Here is a 3,304-nt window from a genome sequence, read left to right as displayed (position 1 = left end):
AAGCTGGGCAGCAACTTGTGCTGCATTATTGCTTTGTTACAGTGGGATGGTTTACTGTATTTTTTCAGGCAATCCCCAAAAACTTAATCACTATTTATTCGCTAAATTAATTCGTTGGGATGATTTTACCTGGCAACTTCACCGACTTGCCAATCAAGTAGAAATTAAAAATCATAATGCGCCCATCATCGTGCCACTAGACATTTACAATATCGCTAGCGAGTTTAGTTTTATCAGCAAAAATTATTGGAGCATCAGCAAATCGATTCGACTTATCAGGTTATTGGGTCTCACGTTTTTGGGTTAAACAGTTTAATGTACCAATATTGGGGCAATGTCAATGAAACAAAGGGTAAATTTTTGCTTTTAGTTTCCAAGGAATTATATCTTTTTAAGTATATCAATAACACGGTCTTTAAATCCCCTATTTTGGAATTATCTGATTACAATCAACATAATAAGAACAGTGTAGTAAAATTTTATTATCAACTAGTCAAGATGGGTTAACTTTGTAGTAATAATGCAGATGTAGTCTTTATACAAAACGATTCTGAATGCCAGCAAAGCACTGAGTAATTCAGACATAGTTTAGTTTTTATAGGCTAAAGATCTTAAATTGATTTATTTGATTTAAATTTATGTCTTTCCCGCAAAAAGCGGGAACCTATCTCACAAACAAAGCGCAGGCAAACTTACTAACTTATTCATTTTTAAAATGACTAAGAAAAGACACCAATAGTCATCGCCTGATCCAAATCTTTTTCTTCTTCATCAACTCCCCAATCGCAATCAGTACCCTCCTCATAACCAAAAATCATGGAAGACAATGTACGGATAACAGAAATGGCAGGGTGAATAACAATCGTTACAGCACTAATTAATGCGCCTACAACATCATCAACCAATTCCATAACATGTCCGGGCAGCCAGATCCAAGCCAATGGATTCAAAATATAGAAAGGAGTCATTACCACTCGTAAGGCAGCACATGATAAATCATATAAACACCTGGCGATATGACAAAAAAAGTGGTAATGGCATCTAAATGAAAAAGAAAATTGTAATAAGGCTTAAACTTAAAATCCCCATAGAAAGCATTAGCTGCAATTTTGGTATTTTTAAAAAAGTAGTCAGAATTTTTCTCCAGTAGGATAAATCCTGCCCCATTTTAATACCCTCTTTTTAAAAAGAAAACTTTTAGCTGCAAAATTAAAAAATGGCAGAGAACAAAGCAATCGTGTCCATGTCCGTTTTTAATTGTTATTGCGTATTTTTGATACGCATAGGAAACGATTCGCAATAAAAGATCTCTTGTTTTTTGAAGCCGTGTATATTCGGCGAGATTTAATTGATGATGAATATCAAACCTTGAATCACAAACAACGTTAATTTGATGAATTTTATATCATAAGAGGAAATCATGCGTATTGCCGTTTCTGGTACTCACTTTATGGGTAAAAGTACTCTGATAGAGGATTTTATTAAACTCTATCCGCAGTATAGCTGTGAAATTGAACCTTACTACAAATTATCAGAAGTAAAATCAATGGAGCTAGCCTTAGAGCCCAGCCTCGATAGTTTAATGGAACAACTCGATTACAGCATTGAACAACTCAATAAGCGCGCCGATGAGTCTAACATTATTTTTGATCGATGCCCTGTTGACTTCATTGCTTATGCCATGTGTGAAGCAGAACAAGAGGCAATGGATCTTAATGACAGTGAAATGTCAGAACGATTCTCAGACGTTAAAGAAGCATTAAATCATTTAGATTTGATTATATTCTTACCTATCATAAAAGAGCATTTACTAGAATATACCGAAGAAAACCCAGCTTATCGTAAAAAAGCGGATAGCTGTTTTAAAAAATATATCGTGACGATGTATACGATATCTTTCCTAGCTATGGACGACCCAGAATTATTGAAATTTGGGGTGAACGTTTGGCCAGAATAAAAAATTAGAAAGCTACCTTTAATTAAATTGCCGCGATCACGTAATCCTGGTTCCTTCTATTACTCTAGCCAGTTATAGTGAATTTATTCATAGATAATTGAGAAATAACTCTTTATGTCGCAAATTCATGAACTTTTTTAATCATTAAACAACAACTGAAATCACAAGGTTTAACGTATAAAGAGCTTGCGAAAAAAGCTGGCATTATCAGAAGCCAGTGTGAAACGACTGTTTAGTCAACAAAACATTGATTTGCATAGATTGGAAACAATTTGTGAATGTATTAATCTGACTTTATTCGAAGCATTTGAACTCCTACAGAAAAGAAATAGACCTATCCTGCATTTAACTGAAAAACAGGAAGAAGAATTGATCAGTGACAAAAAATTATTACTAGTCGCCATTTGTGTTTTTAATTACTGGGAGTTCAATGACATTTTGAATTTTTATAATTTTTCAGAACATGAGCTGATTAAAAAAGTAGCTCGCCTTGATCAAATGAAAATTATAGAACTGCAACCTGGTAATCGGTTCAAGCGCTTAATTCACGCTGACTTCTATTGGATTGCCGATGGTCCGATTCAGCGTTTCTTCCAAGAGAACATACAAACTGACTTTTTCAACTGTCGCTTTGAAAAACCCGAGCAATTGTTTTTAGTGCGCAACGGTATGCTCAGTGAACAAGATAATCTGAAATTTCAACAGGCCTTACACAAAATTGCTGATCAATTTTTACAAACTTGCCGCGAAACAATCGATATTGCTATTGATAAACGCCATGGAACAGCATTGGTTATTGCAATGCGTCCATGGGTTCCTCATATTTTCGATGATCTAAAGAGAATCTGAAATAGCAAGTACAAGTTGTTTCGCTGATTGATAATCCAATTTACCATTACCTAATCTTGGCAACTCTTCCACTTGTTTGATTTTTTAGGCAACAGTAGCTTTGGTAAGTCAGTTGTTATCAGTTTTTGCATGACCTCATCAGCTGATAGATTCGCAGCATAAACGAGTGCCAACTGCTCACCTTTTTTGCTATCAGGGATTGCAAGCGTCATGATCGCAGCCTCTTTATCGTTAAGTGCCTGCTGCCAGCACTCCTCTACTTGACCTAAACTCACCATTTCCCCACCAATTTTGGCAAACCTGGAATATCTATCAACAATAGTCAGATAACCATCATGATCCAGACGACCTTTATCACCCGTTTTATACCAGGTAAAATCACTATCCTCTATTAATACCGCGCGTGTTTTTTCAGGCATGTTAAGATAGCCTCGCATGATTTGAGTCCCACCAATAAGCACCAACCCTTCTTCTCCAATTGGCAGACTCCTTGGACGT

4 protein-coding genes and 1 pseudogene are annotated in these 3,304 nt (G+C 35.8%); 3 read left to right on the top strand and 2 right to left on the bottom strand.

Features of this window, described 5'->3' with window-relative positions; translation table 11 throughout:
- On the top strand, positions 1–307 hold a 307-nt coding region (locus BN58_RS06355), incomplete at its 5' end, for a hypothetical protein (RefSeq protein ID WP_026069305.1).
- A 412-nt stretch (positions 308–719) separates the two neighbouring features.
- Here BN58_RS06355 and BN58_RS33135 read toward each other — a convergent pair.
- Complete coding sequence (locus BN58_RS33135) at positions 720–968, bottom strand: hypothetical protein (protein WP_232220398.1); 249 nt, start codon at positions 966–968, stop codon at positions 720–722.
- Between the two features lie 452 nt (positions 969–1,420).
- Here BN58_RS33135 and BN58_RS22695 point away from each other — a divergent pair, with 452 nt between their 5' ends.
- Both BN58_RS22695 and BN58_RS22690 read left to right on the top strand, forming a co-directional pair.
- Positions 1,421–1,957 (top strand): AAA family ATPase, encoded by a 537-nt coding sequence (locus BN58_RS22695; RefSeq protein WP_051131850.1) that lies wholly within the window; start codon positions 1,421–1,423, stop codon positions 1,955–1,957.
- Positions 1,958–2,143: 186 nt separating this feature from the next.
- Positions 2,144–2,806: a hypothetical protein gene (locus tag BN58_RS22690; RefSeq protein ID WP_019216110.1), complete on the top strand. Its 663-nt coding sequence runs from the start codon at positions 2,144–2,146 to the stop codon at positions 2,804–2,806.
- A 50-nt stretch (positions 2,807–2,856) separates the two neighbouring features.
- On the opposite strand, the pseudogene BN58_RS22685 reads toward BN58_RS22690, so the two are convergent.
- Positions 2,857–3,304 (bottom strand): annotated as a pseudogene (locus BN58_RS22685) (AMP-binding protein); the annotation flags it as partial.

Source organism: Legionella tunisiensis (assembly GCF_000308315.1).
Taxonomy (GTDB): Bacteria; Pseudomonadota; Gammaproteobacteria; order Legionellales; family Legionellaceae; genus Tatlockia; species Tatlockia tunisiensis.
This window is presented reverse-complemented; position numbering and strand designations above follow the sequence as displayed.

Bases quoted from the DNA above. Each gene is read 5' to 3' on its own strand.
- BN58_RS33135 (WP_232220398.1), bottom strand. From the start codon at position 968: ATGACTCCTTTCTATATTTTGAATCCATTGGCTTGGATCTGGCTGCCC.
- BN58_RS22695 (WP_051131850.1), top strand. From the start codon at position 1,421: ATGCGTATTGCCGTTTCTGGTACTCACTTTATGGGTAAAAGTACTCTG.